Annotated in this window: 18 protein-coding genes; 14 read left to right on the top strand and 4 right to left on the bottom strand. The window is 73.4% G+C overall.

The window, feature by feature from the left end; all coding sequences use genetic code 11:
* The first annotated feature begins 3 nt into the window (after positions 1-3).
* Entirely contained in the window at positions 4-1,395 is a 1,392-nt protein-coding gene (locus tag F8R89_RS26250; RefSeq protein ID WP_151786244.1) for a sensor histidine kinase, read from the top strand.
* Positions 1,396-1,421: 26 nt separating this feature from the next.
* Here F8R89_RS26250 and F8R89_RS26255 read toward each other — a convergent pair whose 3' ends face one another.
* The gene (locus tag F8R89_RS26255; RefSeq protein ID WP_151786245.1) at positions 1,422-2,417 is read right to left on the bottom strand and encodes a TAXI family TRAP transporter solute-binding subunit; all 996 of its coding nucleotides are present in this window, start codon (positions 2,415-2,417) and stop codon (positions 1,422-1,424) included.
* A gap of 94 nt (positions 2,418-2,511) precedes the next feature.
* Between F8R89_RS26255 and F8R89_RS26260 the strand changes: the two genes are divergently transcribed.
* Genes F8R89_RS26260 through F8R89_RS26270 form a run of 3 tightly spaced genes read left to right on the top strand, consistent with a single transcriptional unit; the run spans position 2,512 to position 5,239 of the window.
* Positions 2,512-2,916, top strand: coding sequence for a MazG nucleotide pyrophosphohydrolase domain-containing protein (locus F8R89_RS26260; RefSeq protein WP_151786246.1), 405 nt, complete (start codon positions 2,512-2,514; stop codon positions 2,914-2,916).
* A 41-nt stretch (positions 2,917-2,957) separates the two neighbouring features.
* A complete protein-coding gene (gene miaB / locus F8R89_RS26265; RefSeq protein ID WP_151786247.1) occupies positions 2,958-4,472 on the top strand; it encodes a tRNA (N6-isopentenyl adenosine(37)-C2)-methylthiotransferase MiaB in 1,515 nt (504 codons plus the stop codon).
* Between the two features lie 56 nt (positions 4,473-4,528).
* Positions 4,529-5,239, top strand: a complete 711-nt coding sequence (locus tag F8R89_RS26270; RefSeq protein ID WP_151786248.1) for a class III extradiol dioxygenase subunit B-like domain-containing protein — start codon at positions 4,529-4,531, stop codon at positions 5,237-5,239.
* A gap of 70 nt (positions 5,240-5,309) precedes the next feature.
* Here F8R89_RS26270 and F8R89_RS26275 read toward each other — a convergent pair whose 3' ends face one another.
* Both F8R89_RS26275 and F8R89_RS26280 read right to left on the bottom strand, forming a co-directional pair.
* The gene (locus tag F8R89_RS26275) at positions 5,310-5,579 is read right to left on the bottom strand and encodes an antitoxin (RefSeq protein ID WP_151786249.1); all 270 of its coding nucleotides are present in this window, start codon (positions 5,577-5,579) and stop codon (positions 5,310-5,312) included.
* Between the two features lie 24 nt (positions 5,580-5,603).
* The gene (locus F8R89_RS26280) at positions 5,604-5,888 is read right to left on the bottom strand and encodes a hypothetical protein (RefSeq protein ID WP_151786250.1); all 285 of its coding nucleotides are present in this window, start codon (positions 5,886-5,888) and stop codon (positions 5,604-5,606) included.
* Between the two features lie 182 nt (positions 5,889-6,070).
* Here F8R89_RS26280 and miaA point away from each other — a divergent pair, with 182 nt between their 5' ends.
* The 6 genes from miaA to hflX all read left to right on the top strand — a co-directional run bounded on the left by miaA (position 6,071) and on the right by hflX (position 14,430).
* The gene (gene miaA / locus F8R89_RS26285; RefSeq protein ID WP_151786251.1) at positions 6,071-7,009 is read left to right on the top strand and encodes a tRNA (adenosine(37)-N6)-dimethylallyltransferase MiaA; all 939 of its coding nucleotides are present in this window, start codon (positions 6,071-6,073) and stop codon (positions 7,007-7,009) included.
* Between the two features lie 108 nt (positions 7,010-7,117).
* Positions 7,118-7,627: a hypothetical protein gene (locus F8R89_RS26290; RefSeq protein ID WP_151786252.1), complete on the top strand. Its 510-nt coding sequence runs from the start codon at positions 7,118-7,120 to the stop codon at positions 7,625-7,627.
* A gap of 58 nt (positions 7,628-7,685) precedes the next feature.
* A complete protein-coding gene (gene dapF, locus F8R89_RS26295) occupies positions 7,686-8,555 on the top strand; it encodes a diaminopimelate epimerase (protein ID WP_151786253.1) in 870 nt (289 codons plus the stop codon).
* 298 nt (positions 8,556-8,853) lie between these two features.
* Positions 8,854-11,034 carry a RelA/SpoT family protein gene (locus F8R89_RS26300; protein ID WP_151786254.1) on the top strand — a complete coding sequence of 727 codons (2,181 nt, stop codon included), beginning with the start codon at positions 8,854-8,856 and terminating at the stop codon, positions 11,032-11,034.
* 128 nt (positions 11,035-11,162) lie between these two features.
* Entirely contained in the window at positions 11,163-12,749 is a 1,587-nt protein-coding gene (locus tag F8R89_RS26305; protein WP_151786255.1) for a M1 family metallopeptidase, read from the top strand.
* A 187-nt stretch (positions 12,750-12,936) separates the two neighbouring features.
* Positions 12,937-14,430 carry a GTPase HflX gene (gene hflX / locus F8R89_RS26310; protein ID WP_151786256.1) on the top strand — a complete coding sequence of 498 codons (1,494 nt, stop codon included), beginning with the start codon at positions 12,937-12,939 and terminating at the stop codon, positions 14,428-14,430.
* Positions 14,431-14,510: 80 nt separating this feature from the next.
* Here the strand turns inward: hflX and F8R89_RS26315 are convergent, their stop codons facing one another.
* Positions 14,511-15,734, bottom strand: a complete 1,224-nt coding sequence (locus F8R89_RS26315; RefSeq protein WP_151786257.1) for a trypsin-like serine peptidase — start codon at positions 15,732-15,734, stop codon at positions 14,511-14,513.
* A gap of 485 nt (positions 15,735-16,219) precedes the next feature.
* Between F8R89_RS26315 and F8R89_RS26320 the strand changes: the two genes are divergently transcribed.
* The 4 genes from F8R89_RS26320 to F8R89_RS26335 all read left to right on the top strand — a co-directional run bounded on the left by F8R89_RS26320 (position 16,220) and on the right by F8R89_RS26335 (position 22,769).
* Positions 16,220-17,689 (top strand): diaminobutyrate--2-oxoglutarate transaminase family protein, encoded by a 1,470-nt coding sequence (locus F8R89_RS26320; RefSeq protein ID WP_151786258.1) that lies wholly within the window; start codon positions 16,220-16,222, stop codon positions 17,687-17,689.
* Between the two features lie 236 nt (positions 17,690-17,925).
* A complete protein-coding gene (locus F8R89_RS26325; protein WP_413251268.1) occupies positions 17,926-19,746 on the top strand; it encodes an IucA/IucC family protein in 1,821 nt (606 codons plus the stop codon).
* Between the two features lie 38 nt (positions 19,747-19,784).
* Positions 19,785-20,528: a GNAT family N-acetyltransferase gene (locus tag F8R89_RS26330; protein WP_151786259.1), complete on the top strand. Its 744-nt coding sequence runs from the start codon at positions 19,785-19,787 to the stop codon at positions 20,526-20,528.
* 189 nt (positions 20,529-20,717) lie between these two features.
* Positions 20,718-22,769 carry an ATP-dependent DNA helicase gene (locus F8R89_RS26335; protein WP_151786260.1) on the top strand — a complete coding sequence of 684 codons (2,052 nt, stop codon included), beginning with the start codon at positions 20,718-20,720 and terminating at the stop codon, positions 22,767-22,769.
* Positions 22,770-22,822: the final 53 nt, after the last annotated feature.

The raw sequence follows: 22,822 nt of genomic DNA on the forward strand, positions 1-22,822 counted from the left end.
AGGGTGCGCACTCGGCTTCTCCCGCTGCTCATCGTCCTCATGGCGGCCGTGCTGCTCGCGCTCGGCGTGCCGCTCGCGGTGAGCCTGGCCGCCGCCCAGCAACAGAAGGTCGTCGTCGACCGGATCGACGACACGGCGTACTTCGCGGCCATCGCGCGGCCCGCCACCGAGGCCACCGCCGGTTCCCGTGACGTCCTGCGCGTCCTCAGCCGGGAACTGGAGAACTACCACGAGGTCTACGGCATCCGCGCCGGAGTCTTCCTGCCCAACGACACCCCGTTGGCCAGCGGGCCGAGCACCTGGTTCCTGCCCGGGACCGGCGAGGTGCGCGACGCCTTCAAGGAGTCCCTGCTCAGCCGGCGCAGCCACGACCCGCAGCAGGTCTGGCCCTGGCAGCGCGGCCGGCTGGTCGTCGCCTCACCGGTGATCCGGGACGGTGACGTCGTCGCCGTCGTGGTCACGGACTCGCCCACCGGGCCGATGCGGTCCCGGATCCTGGACGGCTGGCTGATCATCGGCGCCGGTCTGACCGCCGCCATGCTGGTGGCCGTCGGTGCCGCCCTCCGGCTGACCGGCTGGGTGCTGCGACCGGTACGGGTCCTGGACGTCACCACGCACGAGATCGCGAGCGGACGCCTGAAGTCCCGGGTCGCGGTGGCCAGCGGACCGCCGGAACTGCGGCGCCTGGCACGGTCGTTCAACGAGATGGCCGACAACGTCGAGGACGTCCTCGAACAGCAGCGGGCCTTCGTCGCCGACGCCTCCCACCAACTGCGCAACCCGCTCGCCGCCCTGCTGCTGCGCATCGAACTGCTCGCCTTCGAACTGCCCGAGGGCAACGAGGAGATCGCCTCCGTCCAGGCCGAGGGCCGGCGGCTGGCCCAGGTCCTCGACGACCTGCTCGACCTGGCCCTCGCCGAGCACACCGAGGCCGACGTCCGGCTGACCGACATCGGCGCCCTCACCGCCGAGCGCGTCGCCGCCTGGGCGCCGACGGCCGAGGCGAAGGGGGTACGGCTGCGCGGGACCTGCCCGGCCACCACCGCCTGGGCCGACCCGGTGGCCCTGTCCAGCGCGCTGGACGCCGTGATCGACAACGCGGTGAAGTTCACCCCGCGGGACGAGGGCGTCGAGGTGACCGTCGCGTCCGACGGCGACATGTCGACGATCGAGGTGGCCGACCGCGGCCCCGGCCTCACCGACGAGGAGCTTGCCCGTATCGGCGACCGCTTCTGGCGCAGCGGACGTCACCAGAACGTCAAGGGCTCCGGTCTCGGCCTGTCGATCTCGCGGGCCCTGCTCGCGGCGGGCGGCGGCACGATCGCGTACGCCCACCACGAGCCGCACGGCCTGCGGGTGACGGTGACCCTGCCGAGGACCGGCCCGGTCACCTGACGGGACATCCCTGCGGGTCGATCCACCTAGGGCTTCACCGACCGGTAGTACCGCCGGGCGCCATCGTGCAGGCCCAGCGGGTCCGTGTAGATCGCCGTGCGCAGGTCCACCAGTTGCGCGGAGTGCACGTGCGCGCCGATGCCGTCGCGGCTCTTGATCACCGTCCGGGTCAGCCATTCGGTGAGCCGGGGGTCCATGTCCTCGCGGGTGATCAGCAGGTTCGAGACGGCGATGGTGGGTACCGTGCTGCCGTTCTGGACGGTGGGGTAGGCCGACTCCGGCATGTTCGTCGCCCGGTAGAAGTGGGCCGCGTCGCCCTGGGCGTGCACCTTGGCGACCAGGTCGGCGTCGATCGGCACGAACCGGAACGAGGTGGTCTCCGCGATCTTCTTCAGGCCGTTCGTGGGCACCCCGCTCGACCAGAAGAACGCGTCGAGCTCGTTCCCGAGCCGCTCGGGGCCGGTGTCGATGCCGTCCGAGCGGGGCGTGATGTCCTTCTCCGGGTCGATGCCGGCCGCCTCCAGCACCCGGGTGGCGATCAGCCGGACCCCGGAGTCCGGCAGCCCTATGGCCACCCGCTTGCCCTTGAGGTCGGCGACGGAGCGGATGTCCGAGTCGGGCGGCACGACGAGCTGGACGTAGTCGTCGTAGAGGCGGGCCACCCCGCGGAGCCGGTCCATGACCGGCTTGCCGCCGATCCGGTAGGTGTCCACGGCGTCGGCGGCGGCGATCGTGAAGTCGGCCCGGCCGGTCGCCACCCGCTGCACGTTCTCCTGCGAGCCGTCGCTCGTCAGCAGCCGCACCTTCAGCTGCGGCATGTCCTTGGCCAGCTCCTCGCGCAGCAGCTCGCCGTACTCCTGGTACACCCCCGCGCGCGTGCCGGTGCTGAACGTGATCGTCCCGCTCGGCGGCTCCTCGCCCAGGGGCAGCATCCACCACAGCAGCAGCCCGAGGGCCACGACGCCGGCGGCCCCGCCCTGGAGGGCCCGGCGCCTGCTGATGCGGGTGAGAGCTGTGGACATGGCCGCGATCCTGCCAGCCGCCGCACCCGCTGACCAGGGCCGGGGTCACAGGCCGGGCCCGGACCGGCGCCGCCCGCTCGCTACAGTCGGCCGCATGAGTGCCTCTCCCGCCGACCTGGTCCGCCGGTTCCACCTGGCCTTCGGGCTCGACGCCCGCACCACCCCGACGGAGGTGGCGCCCGAGCTCGCCGCCCACCGGGCAGAGCTGCTCGCCGAGGAGGCCGCGGAGGTCGCCGAGGTCTCCGTCACCGGCCCCCTCGACCGGCTCGCGCACGAACTGGCGGACGTCGTGTACGTGGCCTACGGCACCGCCCTCGTGCACGGCATCGACCTGGACGCCGTCCTGGCCGAGATCCACCGCTCCAACATGACCAAGATCGGCCCGGACGGCCAGGTCACCCGCCGGGCCGACGGCAAGGTCCTCAAGGGCGACCACTACGAGGCGCCGGACGTGGGCGCCGTACTGCGCCGCCAGGGGTGGGCGCCGGGCCCCTCGTGAAGGGTGGCTGGGGTGTCCGTGGGACCGCATACCCTTGTCCCATGAGCAGCAGCGACCGGAGCCAGGCAGTGGGCGTCAGGACATACGAGGTACGCACCTACGGGTGCCAGATGAACGTCCACGATTCCGAGCGATTGTCCGGTCTGCTGGAGGACGCCGGGTACGTCCGCGCGCCCGAGGGCTCCGACGGCGACGCCGACGTCGTCGTCTTCAACACCTGCGCGGTCCGGGAGAACGCCGACAACAAGCTGTACGGCAACCTCGGGCACCTCGCGCCGAAGAAGGCGAGCCGGCCCGGCATGCAGATCGCCGTCGGCGGCTGCCTCGCCCAGAAGGACCGCGACACCATCGTCAAGCGGGCCCCCTGGGTCGACGTGGTCTTCGGCACGCACAACATCGGCAAGCTGCCCGTCCTGCTGGAACGCGCGCGCGTGCAGGAGGAGGCGCAGGTCGAGATCGCCGAGTCGCTGGAGGAGTTCCCCTCCACGCTGCCCACCCGGCGCGAGAGCGCCTACGCGGCCTGGGTCTCGATCTCCGTCGGCTGCAACAACACCTGCACCTTCTGCATCGTCCCGGCCCTCCGCGGCAAGGAGAAGGACCGCCGCCCCGGCGACATCCTCGCCGAGGTCGAGGCGCTGGTCGCCGAGGGCGTCAGCGAGATCACCCTGCTCGGGCAGAACGTCAACGCGTACGGCTCGGACATCGGCGACCGCGAGGCGTTCAGCAAGCTGCTGCGGGCCTGCGGGAACATCGAGGGCCTTGAGCGCGTCCGCTTCACCTCCCCGCACCCGCGCGACTTCACCGACGACGTGATCGCCGCCATGGCCGAGACGCCGAACGTGATGCCGCAGCTGCACATGCCGCTCCAGTCCGGCTCGGACACCGTCCTGAAGGCGATGCGCCGCTCCTACCGCCAGGAGCGCTACCTCGGGATCATCGAGAAGGTCCGCGCCGCCATCCCGCACGCCGCGATCACCACCGACATCATCGTGGGCTTCCCCGGCGAGACCGAGGAGGACTTCGAGCAGACGCTGCACGTGGTGCGCGAGGCGCGCTTCGCGCAGGCGTTCACGTTCCAGTACTCCAAGCGCCCCGGCACCCCGGCGGCCACGATGGACGGCCAGATCCCGAAGAAGGTCGTCCAGGAGCGCTACGAGCGGCTGGTCGCCCTCCAGGAGGAGATCTCCTGGGAGGAGAACAAGAAGCAGGTCGGCCGCACCCTGGAGCTGATGGTCGCCGAGGGCGAGGGCCGCAAGGACGACGCCACGCACCGTCTCTCCGGCCGTGCCCCCGACAACCGCCTGGTCCACTTCACCAAGCCGGACCAGGAGGTCCGCCCCGGTGACGTGGTGACCGTCGAGATCACCTACGCCGCCCCGCACCACCTCCTCGCCGAGGGCCCCGTCCTCGACGTACGCCGCACGCGCGCGGGCGACGCCTGGGAGAAGCGCGACGCCGCTGCGCAGGCCAAGCCGGCGGGCGTGCTGCTGGGCCTGCCCAAGGTGGGCGTGCCCGAGCCGCTGCCGGTCGCCACCTCGGGCTGCGCGATCGACTGACGGCACCGCGGGAGCCGTCCCGGGCCGCCGTGCGGCGCCGCAGTAGGCTGCCGATCATGCTTGTCGCCGCCGCAGTCTGCCCGTGCCCGCCCCTCCTCGTGCCCGAGGTCGCGGCGGGCGCCGCCCCCGAGCTGGACGCCGCGCGTGCCGCGTGCGCCGACGCGCTCGGGGTGCTCGCCGCCGCCCGGCCCGACCTGCTGCTGGTCGTCGGGCCCGCGGATCGGACCGGGACGAGCCCGGAGGGCACGCCGGGCGACTTCCGGGGCTTCGGGGTGGACGCAGCCGTACGCCTGGGCGCGGGAGCCGCGGGAGCGGAGCCGCAGGGCGTCCTGCCGCCGTCCCTGGCCGTCGCCGCCTGGCTGCTGGAGCGCACCGGCTGGTCGGACGCCCCGATCGAGGGACTCGGCGTGGGGGAACCGACGACCGCCGAGCGGTGTATCCAGACGGGAAGGGAGATCGCCGCCCGGGCCGGCCGGGTGGCGCTGCTGGTGATGGGTGACGCCAGCGCCTGCCGCACGCTGAAGGCGCCCGGCTATCTCGACGAGCGGGCGGAGCCGTTCGACGCGTCCGTCGCGCGGGCGCTGGGTTCGGCCGACGTGCCAGCTTTGAAGGAGCTGGACGTCGCGCTCGCCCGGGAGCTGCAGGTGTCGGGGCGGGCCCCGTGGCAGGTCCTGGCGGGAGCCGCCGAGGACGCCGATCTGGCGGGCGCCCTGCTGTACGAGGACGCGCCCTACGGGGTCGGCTACCTGGTCGCCACCTGGTCGTAGAGCCCGGTCCGGCCGGACACGGCGGACGGCCGCGCGCCCGGGGGCTGCGCGGCCGTCCGTGACGTGCCGGTCAGGTGGTCGGCGGCGGTGCGTCCGGCGGTGGCGTGCCTCCGCCCGCCGCCGGGTCGTCGCCCTTGTGCGCGAGGCGGCCCATGGCTCCGTGTGCCTTGCCCGTCCCCGAGTGGATCTTGTCGGTGTACTTGCCCTTGGTCCGCTCGTCGACGACCTTGGCGGCTTTGTCGAGGCCGTGGTGCACCTTGTCCTCGTGCCGCTGTGCGAAGTCGGACACCTTGTCCTTGGCCGGGGCGATCCTGGCCTTCAGATTGTCCATCAGACCCATGCTTCACCTTCCCGCGCGGGGCAGTTACCTGCGGGCGCCCTCACCGGCCTCGCTGTCGGCGGCCTCGTCGGCGGACTGCTGCTTGGGGATCTCGACGCCGTCGTCGGTGCCGTTCCCGTCGGTCCCGGCGGCCGCCGCGGGGGCCGTCTCCTCCGCCTCGGCGCCCGACGGACCCGAGGGCTCCGCCGTCTCAGCCGCCGCCTCAGCCGCGGGCTCGGCCGTCTCCGTGTCGGCCTCAGCCCCGGCCTCGGCGGACGACGCCTCCTCCGAGACCTTCGACCTGCCAAAAATCCGTGCGAAAACGCCCATATCCACTCCATACGGTACTCGTGCGGGCGAAATCCCGCGTCGTCCGGTGCGTCCGTTTGCGCCCCCGGGTGGCCGCCCCCACCGAATCGGCGGCGAAAACCTCGCAACAGGCAACGACCCCGCACACGGGCCGTCACGTAACTCGTTCGAGACCACCCCTCGGGGTTTGCGAGACTGGGGCGGTGAGCAGTGCACCCCTCTCCCCGCGCGTCATCGCCGTCGTCGGACCCACCGCGGCCGGAAAGTCCGATCTGGGCGTCTTCCTGGCGCAGCGACTCGGCGGCGAAGTCGTCAACGCCGACTCCATGCAGCTCTACCGGGGGATGGACATCGGCACCGCCAAGCTGACGCCCGAGGAGCGCCAAGGGGTCCCGCACCACCTGCTGGACATCTGGGACGTCACGGTCACCGCCTCCGTCGCCGAGTACCAGCGCCTCGCCCGCGCGCGCATCGACGCCCTGCTCGCCGAGGGGCGCTGGCCCGTCCTGGTCGGTGGATCGGGACTGTACGTCCGGGGCGCCGTCGACCACCTCGAGTTCCCCGGCACCGACCCCGAGGTCCGGGCCCGGCTGGAGGAGGAGCTGGCCCTGCGCGGCTCCGGGGCGCTCCACGCGCGCCTGGCCGCCGCCGACCCCGACGCCGCCCAGGCGATCCTCCCCAGCAACGGCCGGCGGATCGTCCGGGCCCTGGAGGTCATCGAGATCACCGGCCGGCCCTTCACCGCCAACCTGCCCGGCCACGACTCCGTGTACGACACCGTCCAGATCGGCGTCGACGTCGCCCGCCCCGAGCTCGACGAGCGCATCGCCCGCCGCGTCGACCGGATGTGGGACGCCGGGCTCGTCGACGAGGTGCGCGCACTGGAGGCGAAAGGGTTGCGCGAGGGGCGTACGGCCTCGCGCGCGCTCGGCTACCAGCAGGTGCTCGCCGCGCTCGCCGGGGAGTGCACCCTCGACGAGGCCCGCGCGGAGACCGTCCGGGCCACCAAACGCTTCGCGCGCCGTCAGGATTCATGGTTCAGACGCGACCCGCGGGTGCACTGGCTCAGTGGGGCTGCGGCAGATGTCACAGAACTTCCGCAGCTGGCCCTGGCGTTGGTCGAACGACCGGTCACAGCCTGATCACGTGATGGCATCGGGACGCTCCGGTCGTCATCCGGGCCTGCGTCACCGTGCCATCATCGAGCTTCGATCGACCAAGTGGAGTCCGAGTTGGGAGGGCGCGTGGCGATGGAGGCCGGCCCTCGCGACACCGCACACGGCACGGGGAACCGCACCACCGGCACCGGTGAGCGGGAGCCCGACGCCGCGCGGCTGGACCCGGACGTGACCGACGACGCCGACGCCGACGGTGGCGTGACCGACGACGGTCCCACGCCCGAGGAGATGTACACCGGCGGCCCCGAGGTCGAGGTCGAGCTCCGCCCGCAGCGCAGGCTCCGCCTGTGGCAGCTCGCGCCCATCGTCGGCCTGGGCGCGCTCGGCTCCCTGATGTTCGCCTTCCCGCTCGCCTTCGACTTCGGCGACAGCGGTGCCGTGATCGCCATGCTGGGCCTGCTCATCTGCCTCTGCGCGGGCGGCTGGGGCATGATGGCCGCCCGCCGCGTGGGCTACACCTGGCCCGGCCTGCCGCCGCGCGGCTCCGGCCGCCGTCCGGACTGGCGGGTCGTCGGGGCGTACTGCCTGCTGCTCGCGGCGGTCGTCGCGCTCGCCGTGTGGCGCGTGGCACGCCTGCGCTGACCGGGGCCCCCGCGCCGCCGCCGTACGGGATGTCGGACCCGCACCGTACGATCGAGGAATGAGCACGCGGATCGCCTTCCTCAAGGGCCACGGCACCGAGAACGACTTCGTGATCGTCCCCGACCCGGAGAACGTCATCGAGCTGCCCCCGGCCGCCGTCGCCGCCCTGTGCGACCGCCGCGCGGGCATCGGCGGCGACGGCCTGCTGCACGTCGTGCGCTCCGCGGCCCACCCCGAGGCCCGGCACCTGGCGGCCGAGGCCGAGTGGTTCATGGACTACCGCAACGCCGACGGCTCGGTCGCCGAGATGTGCGGCAACGGCGTACGGGTCTTCGCCCGCTACCTCCAGCGCGCCGGCCGCACCGGCGAGGGCGACCTCGCGGTGGCCACCCGCGGCGGCGTGAAGACCGTGCACATCGACAAGGACGGCGGCATCACCGTCGGCATGGGCAGGGCCCGCCTCCCCGAGGGCGACGTCACCGTCGGTGTCGGCGACCGCAGCTGGCCCGCCCGCAACGTGAACATGGGCAACCCGCACGCCGTGGCCTTCGTCGACGACCTCGCGGACGCCGGTCCGCTGCTCGAGGCGCCGCCCTTCAGCCCGGCCGCCGCCTACCCCGACGGCGTCAACGTCGAGTTCGTCGTGGACCGCGGCCCCCGGCACGTGGCGATGCGCGTCCACGAGCGCGGCTCCGGCGAGACCCGCTCCTGCGGCACCGGCGCCTGCGCGGTCGCCGTGGCCACCGCCCGCCGCGACGGCGCCGACCCGGCCGTCACCGGCGCCCCGGCGACGTACACCGTCGACGTCCCCGGCGGCACCCTGGTCATCACCGAGCGTCCGGACGGCGAGATCGAGATGACCGGCCCCGCGGTGATCGTGGCCGAGGGCGAAATCGACGCGGAATGGCTGGAATCGATCGCTCGCTGAGGCGTTCCGGTCGCTCCGGTGTCCGGTCCGGGCGGCCCGCGCCCCCGCCGTTCCCGGGGAAGCGCCGTTCCGCCGCGTTCGACGGCGCGCATCCGCCCCTTCAGGTTGGCGCAAACCGTAAACATGCGAAGCCTCGCTCGAATGGGTGATCCGTTTCACGCTGGGGCGGAGGCGGTCGGAAGCGCGTGATGGGCTCGGTAGCATCAAGCACCGGCCCGGACGGGGAGAAGTCGCCATCCCCTGTGCCGAGTCCGTCATGGGGAACCCCGTCCGCCGGTCCACGCAGCCGGAGGTGCCCATGAGTGCGGAGGCCACGAATTCCGCGACGCCCGGCCCGGTATCGGGCGCCGTGACGCCCGCCGTGCCCCGCAGGAAGTCCCGCGCCCGCATCGACCTGCGCCGCCTCGGCAGGGCCGCGCTGCTCGGCCCCACCGCGCGCGGCCGGCTGCCCGACGCCATCGGCCACGTCGTCGACGCGCACCGGGCCCACCACCCCGACGCCGATCTCGAACCGCTGCGCCGCGCCTATGTGCTCGCCGAGTCCTCGCACCGCGGCCAGATGCGCAAGAGCGGCGAGCCGTACATCACCCACCCGCTCGCGGTGACCCTCATCCTCGCCGAACTCGGCGCCGAGACCACGACGTTGACCGCCTCCCTCCTCCACGACACCGTCGAGGACACCGACGTGACGCTCGACCAGGTCGGCGAGCAGTTCGGCGAGGAGGTCCGCTTCCTCGTCGACGGCGTCACCAAACTCGAGAAGGTCGACTACGGCGCCGCCGCCGAGCCCGAGACCTTCCGCAAGATGCTCGTCGCCACCGGCAACGACGTCCGTGTGATGTCGATCAAACTCGCCGACCGGCTGCACAACATGCGCACCCTCGGCGTGATGCGCCCCGAGAAACAGGCCCGCATCGCCAAGGTCACCCGGGACGTCCTCATCCCGCTCGCCGAACGGCTCGGCGTCCAGGCGCTCAAGACCGAGCTGGAGGACCTGGTCTTCGCGATCCTGCACCCCGAGGAGTACGAGCACACCCGGGAGCTGATCGCCGGCAACGCCGCCCGCTCCGACGACCCGCTGACCGAGATGGCCGACGAGATGCGCACGGTCCTGCGCGAGGCCGGCATCCAGGCCGAAGTCCTCATCAGGCCCCGGCACTTCGTCTCCGTGCACCGCGTCTCCCGCAAACGCGGCCGGCTGCGCGGCGCCGACTTCGGACGGCTGCTGATCCTGGTGAACGAGGACGCCGACTGCTACGGCGTCCTCGGTGAACTGCACACCTGTATGACCCCGGTGGTCTCGGAGTTCAAGGACTTCATCGCCGTCCCCAAGTTCAACCTGTACCAGTCGCTGCACACCGCCGTGGCCCGCGAGGACGGACAGGTCGCCGAGGTCCTCATCCGCACCCACCAGATGCACAAGGTCGCCGAGGCCGGAGTGGTCGCGCTCGGCAACCCCTACGCCGGTCCCGCGGAGGAGCAGACCGCGGCCGGCGACGGCGAGCGCGCCGACCCGACCCGCCCCGGTTGGCTCTCCCGGCTGCTGGACTGGCAGGAGGCCGCCCCCGACCCCGACACGTTCTGGTCGACGCTGCGGGAGGACCTCGCCCAGGACCGCGAGATCACCGTCTTCCGCCCCGACGGCGGCACCCTGGGCCTGCCCGAGGGCGCCACCTGCGTGGATGCCGCCTACGCCCAGTACGGCGAGGACGCGCACGCGTGCATCGGCGCCCGCGTCAACGGCCGGCTGGCCACCCTCAGCACCGTCCTGCGCGACGGCGACAGCGTGCAGCTCCTCATGGGGCAGGACCCGGCCTCCGAGCCGTCCCGCGAGTGGCTGGAGCACGCGCACACGCCCGGCGCCCGTATCGCCATCCAGCGGTGGCTCGCCTCCCATCCCGCGCCGGGCGAGTCCGCTCCCGAGGACGAGGGGCGGGGCGCGCCCTTCCGGCAGCCCGCCGAAGGAGCCGGGAGCCAGGGCGGCCCCGCGTTCCGGCCCGGTACCGAGGGGCCGGGTGGCCGTCCCGCCGCCGGTGTCCTGGCCGACCGGCCCGGTGCCGCCGTACGCCTCGCCGGGTGCTGTACGCCCGTGCCGCCCGACGAGATCACCGGGTTCGCCGTGCGCGGGGGAGCGGTCACCGTCCACCGCGCCGGGTGCTCCGCCGTGGCGCGGATGCGGGGCGCCGGGCGCGCGGAGGTCGGCGTGCGCTGGGGGGACACCGCCGAGTGCCGGGTCACCCTGGTCGCCGAATCGTTCGTCCGTCCGCATCTGCTGGCGGACCTCACCGAGGTGATGGCGCAGGAGGGCGCGGAGATCGTCTCGGCGACCGTGGAGCCGCCGACCCAGCAGCGCGTCCGCCACACCTACACCGTCGAGCTGCCCGACGCGGGCCGGCTCCCCGGTCTGATGCGCGCCATGCGCGAGGTCGCCGGCGTGTACGACGTCAGCCGGGCGCATGCCCCGGCCCAGCGGGCCTGAGGAGACAGCGGACCGAGGGGCGGCCCAGCAAAGGGGCGGCGGGCGCGAGGACAGCGCGGGCCACCCGTTCGAGTGGGGCGGTCGCGCGCCGTCCACGTCCCGTCGCCGCGCGCTGATAGCCGTGGTCCATGCTGCTCTCCTCCCGCAGCGAGGCTCAGCGACCGGCCCCTGGCGCTCCTCGCCCCCGATCCGGACCCCGTCGGCGCCTGAAGGTGCCCGCCCTGCTCATCCCCGCCGTCTCCCTCTGCCTGCTCGCCGCGAGCGCCCCCGCCACCCCGCTCGGCGTCGGCGACCGGCTCTACCCCCACCTGGGCAACCCCGGCTACGACGTGGCGTCGTACGACCTCTCCTTCACCTACTCCGGAGCCAACGACAAGCCCCTCAAGGCCGTCACCACCATCGACGCCTGGACGACCGCCGACCTGAAGCGCGTCAACCTGGACTTCGCGCACGGCAAGGTCGACTCGGTCGTCGTCGACGGCGAGCCCGCCACCTTCCGGAACGCGGGCGAGGACCTCGTGGTCACCCCCGCCGAGGAGGTGCCCGAGGGCAGCTGGATGCGCATCACCGTGCGGCACAGCAGCGACCCCGTGTACGGGCAGAAGCGCGAGGGCGGCTGGGTACGCACCGCCGACGGCCTCGCCATGGCCAACCAGGCCGACGCCGCGCACGTCGTCTTCCCGTGCAACGATCACCCCTCCGACAAGGCGATCTTCACCATCCGGGTCACCGCGCCCAACGGCTACACCGCCGTGGCCAACGGTCTGCGGACCGACGTCGACCGGGCGGCGAAGTCGACCACCTGGACGTACCGCACCCGGCACCCCATGGCCACCGAGCTCGCCCAGGTCTCCATCGGCCGCTCCAAGGTCCTGCACCGCACCGGCCCGCACGGCCTGCCCGTCCGGGACGTCGTGCCCGCGAAGGACACGAAGCTGCTCGAACCCTGGCTGAAGAAGACACCCGGCCAGATCAGCTGGCTGGAGGGCAAGGTCGGCCGCTACCCGTTCGAGACGTACGGCCTGCTCATGGCGCACGCCACCACCGGCTTCGAACTGGAGACACAGACGTTGTCCCTGTTCGAGCGGGACCTGTTCACCCAGCCCGCGTTCCCCGAGTGGTACGTCGAGTCGATCATGGTGCACGAGCTGGCGCACCAGTGGTTCGGCGACAGCGTCAGCCCGCGCACCTGGTCCGACCTGTGGCTCAGCGAGGGCCACGCCACCTGGTACGAGGCCCTGTACGCGGCCGAGAAGGCGGACCGCCCGATGGAGGCGCGGATGAAGGCCGCCTACACGGCCTCCGACCGCTGGCGCGCGGCGGGCGGACCGCCCGCGGCCCCGAAGGCACCCGACCCGGGCAAGAAGATCAGCATCTTCCGCCCCAACGTGTACGACGGCGCCGCCCTCGTCCTGTTCGCGCTGCGCGAGGAGATCGGCGCCCCCGCGTTCGACCGGCTGGAGCGCGCCTGGGTGAGCCGCAACCGCGACGGTTCCGCCTCCACCGCCGACTTCGTCGCCCTCGCCGAGGAGGTCTCCGGACGGCACCTGAAGGGCTTCCTGCACGCCTGGCTGTACGGCGAGAAGACCCCGCCGATGCCCGGCCGGCCCGACTGGAAGGCCGCCGACCCCGCCAAGCCGGCGGCCAAGGGCAAGCGGGCCGCCGGACAGGGGACGGGAGCCCACGCGCGGGCCGGGAAACCGGGCGTGCGATAAGCCGGTGACGAGACGGCCCGTGCCGTGCGACCATCGTCCGGTCGGCGCGGCACGGGCCACGGGAATCTCCCGGGGTACCCGTGCGTTGTGACCAGTGACGGAACAGCTCTCGACGCACCACCGAGCGGGCCGTCCAGGCCGCGGCCTCGTCGCCGCACCACGGAATCCCCAACGACGTAAGGACCCAATGACCTCCTCTTCTTCCTTTTCCCAGGACTCGAAGCGCTTCGCGCACACTCACCCCGACGGTCTGCGGGCCGATGCCCTGATGGAAGAGGACGTCGCCTGGAGCCACGAGATCGACGGAGACCGGGACGGCGACCAGTTCGACCGCTCCGACCGCGCGGCCCTGCGCCGTGTCGCGGGCCTCTCCACCGAGCTCGAGGACGTCACCGAGGTCGAATACCGCCAGCTCCGCCTGGAGCGCGTCGTCCTCGTGGGCGTCTGGACCTCGGGCACCGTGCAGGACGCGGAGAACTCCCTCGCGGAGCTCGCCGCCCTCGCGGAGACCGCGGGCGCCCTCGTGCTCGACGGCGTGATCCAGCGCCGCGACAAGCCCGACGCGGCCACCTACATCGGCTCCGGCAAGGCGCAGGAGCTGCGGGACATCGTCCTGGACACCGGCGCCGACACCGTCATCTGCGACGGTGAGCTCAGCCCGGGCCAGCTCATCCACCTCGAGGACGTCGTCAAGGTCAAGGTCATCGACCGTACGGCCCTGATCCTCGACATCTTCGCCCAGCACGCCAAGTCCCGTGAGGGCAAGGCGCAGGTCGCGCTCGCGCAGATGCAGTACATGCTGCCGAGGCTGCGCGGCTGGGGTCAGTCGCTGTCCCGGCAGATGGGCGGCGGCAAGGGCGGCGGCCTCGCCACCCGTGGTCCCGGTGAGACCAAGATCGAGACCGACCGGCGTCGGATCCGCGAGAAGATGGCGAAGATGCGCCGGGAGATCGCGGAGATGAAGACCGGCCGCGACATCCAGCGCCAGTCACGACGACGCAACAAGGTGCCCTCGGTCGCGATCGCTGGCTACACCAACGCCGGCAAGTCCTCCCTGCTCAACCGCCTCACCGGCGCGGGCGTCCTGGTCGAGAACGCCCTGTTCGCGACCCTGGACCCGACCGTGCGCCGGGCCGAGACCCCGAGCGGACGGCTGTACACGCTGGCGGACACCGTCGGCTTCGTCCGGCACCTGCCGCACCACCTGGTCGAGGCGTTCCGCTCCACGATGGAGGAGGTCGGCGACTCCGACCTCATCCTGCACGTGGTCGACGGCTCGCATCCGAACCCGGAGGAGCAGCTGGCCGCCGTGCGCGAGGTGATCAGGGACGTCGGCGCCACCGGCGTGCCCGAGATCGTCGTGATCAACAAGGCCGACGCGGCCGACCCGCTGACGCTCCAGCGGCTGCTGCGGATCGAGAAGCGGTCCATCGCCGTCTCGGCCCGCACCGGCCAGGGCATCGCCGAGCTGCTCGCCCTGATCGACAACGAGCTGCCCCGCCCGTCCGTCGAGGTCGAGGCACTCGTGCCGTACACCCACGGCAAGCTCGTCGCCCGCGCCCACACCGAGGGCGAGGTGATCTCCGAGGAGCACACCCCGGAGGGCACGCTGCTCAAGGTGCGGGTGCACGAGGAACTGGCGGCGGATCTCGCGCCGTACCTGCCCACCCCGGCCGGCTGAGCCGTCCGGCACCGGACAGACGGGAAGGCCCGCTCCCCCCGAGGGGAGCGGGCCTTCCCGTTGTGCCGGGAGCGTGCCGGTCAGCGCCCGGCGAACTTGCCGCTGACTGTGTCGAAGACGGTCTTGGCCTCCTTGCCCAGCCGCGGACCGGCGAGCCAGCCCGACTCCACCGGGCCGATCGAGGTGTTGGACACCAGCGCCGGCTTGCCGTCGTTGCCGGTGGCGACCCAGCCGCCGCCCGACGAACCGCCCGTCATGGTGCAGCCGATCCGGTACATCGTCGGGTCCGACGCCCGCAGCGACAGCCGGCCCGGCCGGTCCTGGCACTGGTACAGCTTCTGCCCGTCGTACGGAGCCGCGGCCGGGTAGCCGATCGCCCTGATGCTCTTCACCCGCGGTACGGCGGGGGCGTCGAACTCCACCGGCAGAGCGGAACCGACCGTCTCCTCCAGGGACTTGCCGCCCCCGTTCTCCGGCTTCACATGCAGCACGGCGAAGTCGTACGGGGCGCCGTCACCGCCGGTCGCGCCGCCCTGCGCGATCCACTGGTTCGAGGTCCCCGCCCAGTCGGCCCACCAGATGCCGTAGGGAGCGACCTCCTCCTTGGGGACGCCCTTCAACTCGGCCTCGCTGCGGCCCGCGTCGTTGTACGACGGCACGAACGCGATGTTCCGGTACCAGCCGCCGCTCTTGCCCGCGTGCACACAATGGCCCGCCGTCCACACCATGTTGGACTTCCCGGGGTGCGCGGGGTCCTTCACGACGGTCGCCGAGCACACCATCGTGCCCTCGGGGGAGTCGAAGAAGACCTTGCCCGCCTCCGGCACGCTCGCGTGGTAGCGGGGTGCCACGGCCCGCGCATCCACCGGGTCCGGCGTCGGATCGGTCACGCCCTGGTCGCCCGACAGGTCGTTCTCGTCGACCCCCCGGTCCGGGTCCTCGGCGTCCCGCATCCGGTCCGGGTCCCAGAGGTCCTTGATGATCGGGTTGATGTAGTCCTTGGCCTCGCGCAGCCAGTCGTCCCGGTCCCAGTTCTTCCAGTCGCCGTCCCGCCACTTGTCGATGTCGATCCCGTGCTCGCGGAGCTTGTCCTTGATGTCGTCCGGGATCGTGATCTTTCCTTCGCCGCCGGCTCCGGCCGCCGCGGAGGCGGTCGCGGCGCCCCCGGCGTCGGCGTCCCCGGACTCGCAGGCGGTGGCGGTGAGGGCCAGGGCGGCGGCGAGCGCCGCCACCGAGAGCGGGGAGACACCGCGGCGCGCGCTCTTCTCCCTGCGGGCGGTGAACGACGGCCGTATGGATCGCATGGTGTGACTCCCCCTGAGGTGACGGTACTTGTGCCGCTGTCGCATACGTGCGCCGGCCGCTGTCCGATCAACTCGTCCGGCCAGCGGGCCGATCGTCCGCCACACGGCGTGCGCGTACGGCTCGCGGCTCGGTGGAACGGCACCACACACTATGCGGTCGCTGTGGGCGAGTTCTGACGGAACGGCAACGGTTCAGCCACAGCCCGCCGACCCGGGCCAGGTCACAGAGCCGGAACGGCGTCGGGGCCGTCGCCGCCGCCCGCGGGGAACGCCTCTTCTGGGCTCCGCCGGGCGGAGATTGTGCGGCAACCCGTAACCCGGTGCGTGTCCCGCTCTTTTTAGCGGTGGGGGCCGGCCGTGCGTGCGCGGTCCCCGGTCCCCGGTTCCCCGCAGTTTCGAGTGGACGCTCGCGGGGCTGCGTATGTCGGGACGGGCGAGGACACACGAGACCCGCTCGCCCCTGGACAGCGGGAGGACAGGGAGCCATGGCCGTAACCGAATCCGTGTGCGGGGGATCGCCCGGGACCGAGGACGCGCGCAGCGCGCACGAGGGGATCCTGCGACGGCAGTCGGCCCGCGAGTCCGCGGCCCGCACCTACGCCCGCGCCCTGCCGATCGTGCCGGTCCGGGCCCGGGGCATGACCATCGAGGGCGCGGACGGCCGCCGTTACCTCGACTGCCTGTCCGGCGCCGGCACGCTCGCCCTCGGCCACAACCACCCCGTGGTCCTGGAGGCCATCCGCGGGGTCCTGGACTCCGGGGCGCCCCTGCACGTCCTCGACCTCGCCACCCCGGTCAAGGACGCCTTCGTCACCGAGCTGTTCCAGACGCTGCCGCCCGGACTCGCGGGCCGCGCGCGCGTGCAGTTCTGCGGACCGGCCGGCACCGACGCGGTCGAGGCCGCCTTCACGCTCGTCCGGGCCGCCACCGGACGCGACGGCATCCTCGCCTTCAGCGGCGCCTACCACGGGATGACCAGCGGGGCGCTCGCCGCCTCCGGGGGCGCCCCCGACGTACGGGTCGCGCGCCTGCCCTTCCCGCAGGACTACCGCTGCCCGTTCGGTGTCGGCGGGGAGCACGGCGCCGAACTCGCCGCCCGCTGGACCGAGTCCGTCCTCGACGACCCCAAGTCGGGCGTGCCCGACCCGGCCGGGATGATCCTCGAACCCGTCCAGGGGGAGGGCGGTGTCCTTCCCGCGCCGGACGCCTGGCTGCGGCGCATGCGCCGGATCACCGCCGACCGTTCCATCCCGCTGATCGCCGACGAGGTGCAGACCGGCGTCGGACGCACCGGCGCCTTCTGGGCCGTCGAGCACAGCGGGGTCACCCCCGACGTCATGGTCCTGTCCAAGGCCATCGGCGGCAGCCTGCCCCTGGCGGTGATCGTCTACCGCGAGGAGCTCGACGCCTGGCAGCCGGGCGCCCACGCCGGAACGTTCCGCGGGAACCAGCTCGCCATGGCCGCCGGTACGGCGACCCTCGCGTACGTCCGGGAGAACCGGCTCGCCGAGCGGGCCGCCGACCTGGGCGCGCACATGCTGCGTCAGCTGCGCCGGCTGGCGGGCGAGCACGCGTGCCTCGGGGACGTACGGGGGAGGGGGCTGATGCTGGGCGTCGAGGTGGTGGATCCGCGGGCCCCGGCCGTGAGCGGCGGCGAGCGGACCGTCACCCTCGCGGCGACCGCCCGCCCGCCCGAGGAACAGCCCCGGCCCGCCGCCCCCGCCCTCGCCGCCGCCGTCCAGCGGGAGTGCCTGCGCCGCGGGCTGATCGTCGAACTCGGCGGCCGCCACGCCAGCGTCGTACGGCTGCTGCCGCCCCTGACCGTCACCGACGAGCAGGCGGCGGCGGTGCTGGACCGGCTCGCCGACGCCGTGGACGCCGTGTCCGGCGACCGGGCGGACCGGCGGCCTCTCGCTCCAGGACGGCAGGGCGACCGGTCCGCGCACACCGACTGAGGACGCCCGCCCGCACCCCGTAGCACCCTCGCCTCGCCGTGACAGGCCACCGGCACACCGGCCCCCACCTCACACGGCACCCACCACCCGGCGGCGGCCCCCACCACAGGGCCGCCCCAAGCCACGTCACGCGGCACGGCTCACCCCCGCCTCCCGCACCACCGCAGTCGCACCCCGCGCCTCGGGCCACTCCAAGGCGCCCCCTCGCACTCCTGAGCCCCCGCAGAGGACCCATCGTGACGACCACCCCCACCGCCCTCCCCGAGACGCGAGCCCCGGGCCAGGACACCGCCCCGCCGGACCCCCTGCACCACCCCGACCCGCGCCAGGCGGCCGAGGCCGCCACCGTGGAGAACCTGCTCCGCTGCCACGTCCGCGAGACCCGGCTTCCGGCGCCCCAGGACGGCGTCCTGCGCGTCCCGCTGCCCGCCACCGGCACCGCCCTGCTGGTCCCGGTCCACCACTGGTCGCCGACGGGATGGCACCGCTTCGGCCCGCCCCGCCCGGCCGATGCCCCGGAGGGAACCCCACCGCTCGACGCGGTCACCGTCGCCGCCCTGCTCGCCCGGGAGGCCGCGGCGGCCCGCCCCTCGGCGGACGACAGCGCCGGCGACCTCGTCGGCCGTGTCGCCGACTCCGTCCGCCGCACGGCCGTGTTCATCCAGGACCGCCGCGCCCACCCGGCCGACGTGCCCGACCGCTTCCTGGCCGCCGAGCAGGCCCTCGTCCTGGGACACCCGTTCCACCCCACCCCCAAGAGCCGTGAGGGGCTGTCGGAGGCGGAGGCCGCCCTCTACTCACCGGAGACGCGCGGCTCCTTCCCGCTCGCCTGGCTGGCCGTCGCGCCCGACGTCGTCGCCGCCGACTCGGCCTGGACGGAGGCGGGACGCCCCGTCACCGCGCCACAGCTCACGGCCCGGCTCGCCGGCCCCGGGCTGCCGCTGCCCGACGGCTGCGCCGCGCTGCCGCTGCACCCCTGGCAGCTGCGCGCGATCCGGCAGCGCCCCGACACGGCGGCCCTCTTCGACGCCGGGCTGCTCCACGACCTCGGCACCCACGGACCCGCGTGGCACCCCACGTCGTCCGTCCGCACCGTCCACCGCACCGGCGCCCCGGCCATGCTCAAGCTCTCCCTCGGCCTGCGCATCACCAACTCCCGCCGCGAGAACCTCCGCAAGGAACTGCACCGGGGCGTGGAGGTGCACCGGCTGCTGCGCGGCGGCCTCGGAACGCGCTGGCAGGCCGCGCATCCGGGCTTCGACATCGTGCGCGACCCGGCGTGGCTCGCCGTCGACGCACCGGACGGCACCCCGGTGGCCGGGCTCGACGTGATGATCCGGCACAACCCCTTCGCGCCCTCGGACGACGTGACCTGCGTGGCCGGTCTCGTCTCGCCCCGGCCGCACGGCCCGGCGCACCCGGACACGCGGCCTCCGGCGCCGTCCCGGCTGGCCGCGATCGTCACCCGGCTCGCCGCCCGGACCGGCCGGTCGCGGGACGCGGTCGCCGCCGAGTGGTTCCTGCGCTACCTCGACCAGGTCGTGCGGCCCGTGCTGTGGCTGGACTCGGAGGCGGGGATCGCCCTGGAGGCCCACCAGCAGAACACGCTGGTCCTGCTGGACGCCGACGGCTGGCCCGTGGGCGGCCGGTACCGCGACAACCAGGGCTACTACTTCCGCGCCTCCCGGCGCGCGGAACTCGACGCCCGGCTCCCCGGCATCGGCGCGCTCAGCGACACCTTCGTCCCGGACGAGGTCACCGACGAGCGGTTCGCCTACTACCTGGGGATCAACAACATCCTCGGGCTCGTCGGCGCGTTCGGCTCGCAGGGACTGGCCGACGAGCGGTTGCTGCTCGCCGCGCTCCGCCGCTTCCTCGGCGAGGTCGCCTCCGGCCCCGCCCGGCTGCGCAGCCCGTTCCCCCGGCGGCTGCTCGACTCCCCGGTGCTGCGCTGCAAGGCCAACCTGCTGACCCGGCTGCACGGCCTGGACGAACTCGTCGGCCCGGTCGACACCCAGTCCGTGTACGTCGCCATCCCCAACCCCCTGCACCTCTGACGGCGACGAACCGCCCCACCTCCCGAGAGGACCCCGTCGTGCCCCCCACCGACACGAGCGCCAACGCCGAGCCCGCCCCGCCGCCCGACACGGACGCCGAGGACACCCTGGACCTGGAACTCCCCGAGGAACTGGTCGCCCTCATCGCCTCGGCCCCCAAGAGCGCCGAGGCCGGGGACGCGGGCCCGGGGTCCCCGCCCGGCGGGATGCCCGACCTCCTCGACCAGGTGGCCGACTGGGGACCGGTCAGCACCCCCGCCGGCGTGTTCCACCTGGTCCCGGTCCGGATCGAACGCGACCTGACGCTCATCAGCCGCTGGATGAACGATCCGGCCGTCGCCGAGTTCTGGCAGCTCGCCGGACCCGAGGACCGCACGGAGGGACATCTGCGGGCCCAGCTCACGGGGGACGGGCGGAGCGTCCCGTGCGTCGGACTGCTGGACGGCACACCGATGAGCTACTGGGAGGTCTACCGGGCCGACCTCGACCCGCTGGCCCGATACTACCCCGCCCGGCCCCACGACACCGGGGTCCACCTCCTGATCGGCGGGCCCGGCGACCGCGGGCGGGGGCTGGGCCGGACGCTGCTGCGCGCGGTCGCGGACCTCGCGCTCGCCAGGCGTCCGGTGTGCGGCCGGATCGTGGCGGAGCCCGACCTGCGCAACACGCCGTCCGTCGCGGCCTTCCTCGGCGCCGGCTTCCGCTTCTCCTCGGAGGTCGACCTGCCGGACAAGCGGGCCGCCCTCATGGTGAGGGACCGGAATCTGCGGCACCTGCTGTGACGGACAGAATCGGTTGCTTCCCGGCCGGCTCCGACCGCCTTCCGGGCACACCCGGACCGTTCGGTGCGTCACCCCGGCCCCATCCGGTCACGACCGATCGGGAGCGGAGGCGGCCCCGGTCCTGATCCCGTCCCTCCCCCCGACCGTGATCGCCCGGTTGTCAGTGCCGGGCCGTAGGGTGGTCGCGCTATGACGAAGCCCTCACTCCCCGAACTCCTGCATGCCGCCGTCACCGCCGTCGGCGGCACGGAGCGCCCCGGCCAGGTGACCATGGCCGAATCGGTCGCCGAGGCGATCGACGGCAATTCCCATCTGCTGGTCCAGGCCGGCACCGGCACCGGTAAGTCGCTCGGCTATCTGGTGCCCGCGCTCGCCCACGGGGAGCGGGTCGTCGTGGCCACGGCCACCCTGGCCCTGCAGCGGCAGCTCGTCGAGCGGGACCTCCCGCGCACCGTGGACGCCCTGCATCCGCTGCTGCGCCGGCGCCCCGAGTTCGCCATGCTCAAGGGCCGGTCGAACTACCTCTGTCTGCACCGCCTGCACGAGGGCGTCCCGCAGGACGAGGAGGAGGGCCTGTTCGACCAGTTCGAGGCGGCCGCGCCCACCAGCCGGCTCGGACAGGACCTCCTGCGGCTGCGCGACTGGTCGGACGACACCGAGACCGGCGACCGGGACGACCTGACGCCAGGTGTGTCGGACCGCGCCTGGGCCCAGGTGTCGGTGTCGTCGCGGGAGTGCCTGGGCGCGAGCAAGTGCGCCTACGGCGCCGAGTGCTTCGCCGAGGCGGCCAGGGAGCGGGCCAAACTCGCCGAGGTCGTCGTCACCAACCACGCCCTCCTCGCGATCGACGCCATCGAGGGCGCCCCCGTGCTCCCGCAGCACGAGGTGCTGATCGTCGACGAGGCGCATGAGCTCGTCTCCCGCGTCACCGGCGTCGCCACCGGCGAGCTCACCCCCGGACAGGTCAACCGGGCGGTGCGCCGCGCGGCGAAGCTCGTCAACGAGAAGGCCGCCGACCAGCTCCAGACCGCCGCCGAGGGCTTCGAGCGGCTGATGGAGCTCGCCCTCCCGGGACGCCTGGAGGAGATCCCCGAGGACCTCGGCTACGCGCTCATGGCCCTGCGCGACGCCTGCCGCACGGTCATCTCGGCGATCGGCGCCACCCGTGACAAGTCCGTCCAGGACGAGGACGCGGTCCGCAAGCAGGCCCTGGCCTCGGTGGAGTCCGTGCACGACGTGGCCGAGCGGATCACGAACGGCTCCGAGTGGGACGTCGTCTGGTACGAGCGGCACGACCGGTTCGGCGCGTCGCTGCGCGTGGCCCCCATGTCGGTGTCGGGTCTGCTGCGCGAGAAGCTCTTCACCGACCGCTCGGTCGTCCTCACGTCGGCGACGCTGAAGCTGGGCGGGGACTTCAACGGCGTCGGCGCCTCCCTCGGCCTCGCCCCCGAGGGCACCCAGGGCGACGACGTGCCGGAGTGGAAGGGCGTGGACGTCGGCTCCCCGTTCGACTACCGCAAGCAGGGCATCCTCTACGTCGCCAAGCATCTGTCGCGCCCCGCGCGTGACGGCGACCGCGCGGACATGCTGGACGAGCTGACGGAGCTGATCCAGGCGGCCGGCGGCCGTACGCTCGGGCTGTTCTCCTCGATGCGGGCCGCGCAGCTGGCCGCAGAGGAGCTGCGCTCCCGGATCCCCGAGTTCCCGATCCTCCTCCAGGGCGAGGAGACGCTCGGCGAGCTGATCAAGAACTTCGCGGCCGACCCGAAGACCTGTCTGTTCGGCACGCTGTCGCTCTGGCAGGGCGTGGACGTCCCCGGCCCCAGCTGCCAGCTGGTCGTCATGGACAAGATCCCGTTCCCCCGGCCGGACGACCCGCTGATGAGCGCCCGCCAGAAGGCCGTGGAGGACGCCGGGGGCAACGGCTTCATGGCGGTGGCCGCCACGCACGCCGCGCTGCTCATGGCGCAGGGCGCCGGCCGTCTCGTCCGGGCCACCGGCGACCGCGGGGTCGTCGCGGTCCTGGACCCGAGGCTGGCCACCGCGCGCTACGGGAGCTATCTCAAGGCGTCCCTGCCCGACTTCTGGTACACGACGGACCGCAACCAGGTCCGCCGGTCGCTGTCGGCGATCGACGCGTCCGCGCGGCAGACGGAGGCGGCGGAGGCGGTCGAGGCGGCGGGTGCGGCCGAGGCGGGCGGGGCCGACGCGGAGCCGGTGGACGCCGACGGAACGGAGTGATCCGCGCCGGGGCCTTCCGACGGCTCGGCAGCGGACAGCACAGGGCCCCGGAA

The sequence above is a fragment of the Streptomyces sp. SS1-1 genome, assembly GCF_008973465.1.
Lineage (GTDB): Bacteria > Actinomycetota > Actinomycetes > Streptomycetales > Streptomycetaceae > Streptomyces.